We start from the raw sequence: 4,449 nt of genomic DNA on the forward strand, positions 1-4,449 counted from the left end.
GGCTCATAACCCTTGTGGGCGAAACGCTGACCATCCCGCCGCAATAGCCCCGCTATATGCCTGAATGACACCGCCCGTCCGAAAACCGGACGGGCGTCCTGTTTTCGGCTAATTCATGTCGCCCCCAAAGTGACGTCGGTTTTGGGAGAACGACGCGCATAAAAACAAAGGCTTAAAGCGGGTCGTCTGAATCCATTCAGACAATCCGCTTTAAGGTGCGGCCAGACGCTGCATTGAATGCGCGCGCAAGATGGTTAGGTTCGCGTCTTCCGGAGAACCCTTATGTCGCTTCCCACCCCTGCCGAACCCAAGGCCGCAAAGGCGCCCGGCCCGTTGCCCGCTGGGCATCCGCCGGTCAAGGCGGGCAAGATCGGCGTCATGCTGGTCAATCTGGGTACGCCCGACGGCACCGATTTCAAGCCGATGTGGCGCTATCTCCGTGAATTCCTGTCCGACCCGCGCGTCATCGAGCTCAACAAGGCGATCTGGTATCCGATCCTCTATGGCCTTGTGCTCACCACGCGGCCCAAGAAATCGGGCGCCAACTACGCCCGGATCTGGAACCGGGAAAAGAACGAGTCGCCGCTGCGCACCTATACCCGCGCCCAGGCCGAAAAGCTGGCCGAAGCGCTGAGCGACCTGCCTGATGTCGTCGTCGACTGGGCAATGCGCTATGGCAACCCTTCAACCGCCAGCATTGCCCAGAGTCTGGTCGACCAGGGCTGCGACCGCATCCTTACCTTCCCGCTCTATCCGCAATATTCGGCGACGACCACGGCAACCGCTAATGATCAGCTGTTTCGCGCGCTGATGAAGATGCGCCGCGCACCGGCGGTCCGCAGCGTGCCGCCCTACTATGACGAGCCGGTCTATATCGAGGCGCTAGCGCGCTCGATCGAACGGCATCTGGCGACACTGGACTTCGAGCCGGAGGTGGTCATCACCTCCTATCACGGCATTCCAAAACCGTATTTCGAGAAGGGCGACCCCTATCATTGCCATTGCCAGAAGACGACGCGGCTGTTGCGCGAACGGCTCGGCTGGGACGACGGGAAACTGATCATTACCTTCCAGTCGCGGTTCGGCGCGCAGGAATGGCTGCAGCCCTATACTGACAAGACGGTGGAAAAACTCGCGCGGGACGGCGTCAAGTCGATCGCCATCGTCAATCCCGGCTTTTCCGTCGACTGCATCGAGACGCTGGACGAGATCGGCCGCGAGGCGGCTGAAACCTTCCACCATGCCGGCGGCAAGAATTTCGCCCATATACCTTGCCTCAACGATAGCGCGGAAGGGATGGCGGTGATCGAGGCGATGGTGCGGCGCGAACTGTCCGGCTGGGTCTAACCCGGAACAACACAAGCTCCGGGGCGTTAAGGCGCGCCTCCGGAGAATGCGATGCCCCGCAAACTCGACCTCAGAACTGGCCAGCCCGTCTGGTCGGCCTATCGCGCGCCTGCGGTGCCGACGGACGGCCTGATCCGGGACGTCAACACGGATGTGCTGGTCGTCGGCATGGGGATCAGCGGCGCCATGATGGCCGAGGCGCTGACGGCCGATGGCCATCGGGTGATCTGCATCGACCGGCGCGGCCCGCTGAAGGGCTCGACGGCCGCAACCACCGCACTGGTGGCATTCGAAATAGACCAGCCACTCTCCACGCTCTCGAAGATGGTCGGCAGAGCTTCGGCCCAGCAGGCCTGGCGACGCTCGCGGCTCGCCGTTTCCAATCTCGCCGGACGCATTGCCGAACTCGGCATCAACTGTGGCCTAAGCCGCATGCCGTCACTCTATCTGGCCGGCACGATGCTTGGTCCGCCGGAACTGCGCGACGAGGCCGAGGCACGTCGGCTAGCCGGCATCGGCGCCATCTGCTTAACCCGACAACAGCTAGCCGAGAAATTCGGCATCGACCGCGAAGGCGCCATTCTCGGCCACGGCAATATCGCCCTCGACCCACGCAAGCTGACGGCTGGGCTGCTGCTGAAATCCCTGGAGCGCAAGGCACGCTTCTATGCCCCCGTGGAAGCCACAATGATCGAGGACAGCGCCGAAGCTGTTGTCGTCGCGACCAGGGATGGCCCGACCATAACCGCACGACATGTTGTTCTGGCCACCGGCTACGAACTTGTCGACATCGTGCCGGCCACCGCCCACCGGATCATCTCGACATGGGCGATTGCGACACGCCCGCAACCGCGAAAGCTCTGGCCGGACGCAGCGTTCATCTGGGAAGCGTCGGAGCCGTATCTGTATATGCGCACGACGGTCGACGGCCGGGTCATTTGCGGCGGCGAGGACGAGGATTTTATCGACGAAGCGCGGCGCGACGCGCTGATCGCCGACAAGAGCACACGCATCGCCGAGAAGCTCGGCCTGATAGTTCCGCATCTCGACACCAGACCCGATTTTGCCTGGACCGGCTCGTTCGGCACCACGACCACCGGCCTGCCCTATATCGGCGCCATTCCCCGCCACCCGCGCATCCATGCGGTGATGGGCTACGGTGGCAACGGCATCACCTTCTCGCAGGTCGCTTCCGAGATTGTCCCGGCTTCGATCAACGGGCTGGATGACATGGATGCAAGATTGTTTGCCTTCAACCGCTGAGTGCAACCCTATAAACAATCCATCATCACCTGATTGTAACGCATCTGAAATACACTTAAGTCTTTGGTGAAGTCGGCGGCGCGAGAATGGCTTGTGCGGCCTTCGTCTGAGGGAGAGCCAAATGGATTTCAGTGGTTTCGATATTGCGATTGGTGCACTTGCACTTCTGGTATTGGTGCTGCTGATCAAAGGCATCAGGACAATCCCGCAAGGTTACAATTATACGGTGGAGCGCTTTGGCCGTTACACCAAGACACTGAGCCCAGGCCTCAATTTCATTTTCCCGTTCATCGACCGTATCGGCGCCAAGATGAACATGATGGAGCAGGTGCTTGACGTTCCGAGCCAGGAAATCATCACCCGCGACAACGCCATTGTCGGTGTCGACGGCATCGCCTTTTTCCAGATCCTCAACGCGGCGCAGGCCGCCTACCAGGTTTCCGGCCTGCAGAACGCCATCCTCAATCTGACGATGACCAACATCCGTACCGTCATGGGTTCGATGGATCTCGATGAACTCCTGTCGAACCGCGACGCCATCAACGAGCGCCTGCTGCGTGTCGTCGATGAGGCAGCCCACCCGTGGGGCATCAAGATCACCCGCGTCGAAATCAAGGACATCAACCCGCCGGCCAACCTTATCGAATCGATGGGCCGGCAGATGACCGCGGAACGCAACAAGCGTGCCCAGATCCTTGCCGCCGAAGGCCTCAAGCAGTCGCAGATCCTCGAGGCCGAGGGCCGCAAGGAAGCCGCCTTCCGCGATGCCGAGGCGCGCGAACGTTCGGCCGAGGCGGAAGCCCGCGCCACCCAGGTGGTGTCGGAAGCGATCTCCAAAGGCGATGTGCAGGCGCTGAACTACTTCGTAGCGCTGAAATACACTGAAGCGCTTGGCAGGATCGGCACGGCCACCAACAGCAAGATCGTGCTGATGCCCTTCGAGGCATCGTCGCTGATCGGTTCGCTCGGCGGCATTGGCGAAATCGCCAAAGAAGTCTTCCGCAGCGAAGGCACGACCGGCTCGCAGAGGCAGGCCGCGCGCCCGCCGGTCGTTCGCCCAACCGACAACTGAGGTCGAAACCAATGATCGACCGCATCGTTTCCGAACTCGGCCCGTGGAACTGGATGGTACTCGGTTTCATCCTGCTGGTGATGGAAGTCATCGCACCGGGTATCTTCATGCTGTGGATCGGCATCGCCGCGCTGATCATCGGCGCCGTGTCGCTGCTGGTCTGGGACGCCGGCTTCTGGACCTGGCAGGTCCAGGTCCTCGCCTTCCTGGCGCTGTCGCTGGTCTCGGCCTATGTCGGCAAGAAGCTGGTCGGCAGCCGCAACGACCCGACCGACCAGCCGCTGCTCAACCGGCGCGGCGCGCAAATGGTCGGCAGGATGGCGACACTTGCCGAGCCGATCCGGGACGGGCGCGGCCGCATCAAGCTGGGCGATACGCTGTGGCGTGTCTCCGGCCCGGATTTGCCGGCCGGCACGCAAGTGCGCGTGACGGGTGCGGCCGATACGGATCTGGAACTGACCGTCGAGGCGGTCTGAATTCTTGAAACCCACCGCTTGGACAAGGTGTGTTGAGATTCAGGTCAGGCCGAGTCGAAAACGGTGGGTTCCGAGAACCGGAGCGGAGCGTACTTTGGGTACGTGAGCACCGGAAGCGCAGGAAACCGTCGTTTGCAGGCCGGCATCACCTTAAGATCAGCACACCTTAGGCGGCGCCGATACGCAGCAGGTCGTGCAGGTGGATGAGGCCGACTGGTTTCCGGCCCTCCACCACCATCAGGCTGGTGATGGCTGAGTTGTTGATCGTCTGCAGCGCCGTTGCCACCAGCG

5 protein-coding genes are annotated in these 4,449 nt (G+C 61.8%); 4 read left to right on the top strand and 1 reads right to left on the bottom strand.

Annotated features, from left to right (window positions below):
- Positions 1-282 precede the first annotated feature (282 nt).
- The 4 genes from hemH to EN939_RS22440 all read left to right on the top strand — a co-directional run bounded on the left by hemH (position 283) and on the right by EN939_RS22440 (position 4,158).
- On the top strand, positions 283-1,347 hold the full coding sequence (gene hemH, locus EN939_RS22425) for a ferrochelatase (protein ID WP_127269750.1): 1,065 nt from the start codon (positions 283-285) through the stop codon (positions 1,345-1,347).
- A gap of 51 nt (positions 1,348-1,398) precedes the next feature.
- Positions 1,399-2,610, top strand: a complete 1,212-nt coding sequence (locus EN939_RS22430) for an NAD(P)/FAD-dependent oxidoreductase (RefSeq protein WP_127269752.1) — start codon at positions 1,399-1,401, stop codon at positions 2,608-2,610.
- A gap of 121 nt (positions 2,611-2,731) precedes the next feature.
- Positions 2,732-3,682 carry an SPFH domain-containing protein gene (locus EN939_RS22435; protein ID WP_127269753.1) on the top strand — a complete coding sequence of 317 codons (951 nt, stop codon included), beginning with the start codon at positions 2,732-2,734 and terminating at the stop codon, positions 3,680-3,682.
- Between the two features lie 11 nt (positions 3,683-3,693).
- On the top strand, positions 3,694-4,158 hold the full coding sequence (locus tag EN939_RS22440) for an NfeD family protein (protein ID WP_127269754.1): 465 nt from the start codon (positions 3,694-3,696) through the stop codon (positions 4,156-4,158).
- A gap of 166 nt (positions 4,159-4,324) precedes the next feature.
- Here the strand turns inward: EN939_RS22440 and EN939_RS22445 are convergent.
- Positions 4,325-4,449, bottom strand: a 125-nt coding sequence (locus EN939_RS22445; RefSeq protein WP_127269755.1) for a CBS domain-containing protein, incomplete at its 5' end; no start/stop codon positions are given.

This window comes from Mesorhizobium sp. M7A.F.Ca.CA.002.05.1.1 (assembly GCF_003998335.1).
Lineage (GTDB): Bacteria > Pseudomonadota > Alphaproteobacteria > Rhizobiales > Rhizobiaceae > Mesorhizobium.

Bases quoted from the DNA above. Each gene is read 5' to 3' on its own strand.
- hemH (WP_127269750.1), top strand. From the start codon at position 283: ATGTCGCTTCCCACCCCTGCCGAACCCAAGGCCGCAAAGGCGCCCGGC.
- EN939_RS22430 (WP_127269752.1), top strand. From the start codon at position 1,399: ATGCCCCGCAAACTCGACCTCAGAACTGGCCAGCCCGTCTGGTCGGCC.
- EN939_RS22435 (WP_127269753.1), top strand. From the start codon at position 2,732: ATGGATTTCAGTGGTTTCGATATTGCGATTGGTGCACTTGCACTTCTG.
- EN939_RS22440 (WP_127269754.1), top strand. From the start codon at position 3,694: ATGATCGACCGCATCGTTTCCGAACTCGGCCCGTGGAACTGGATGGTA.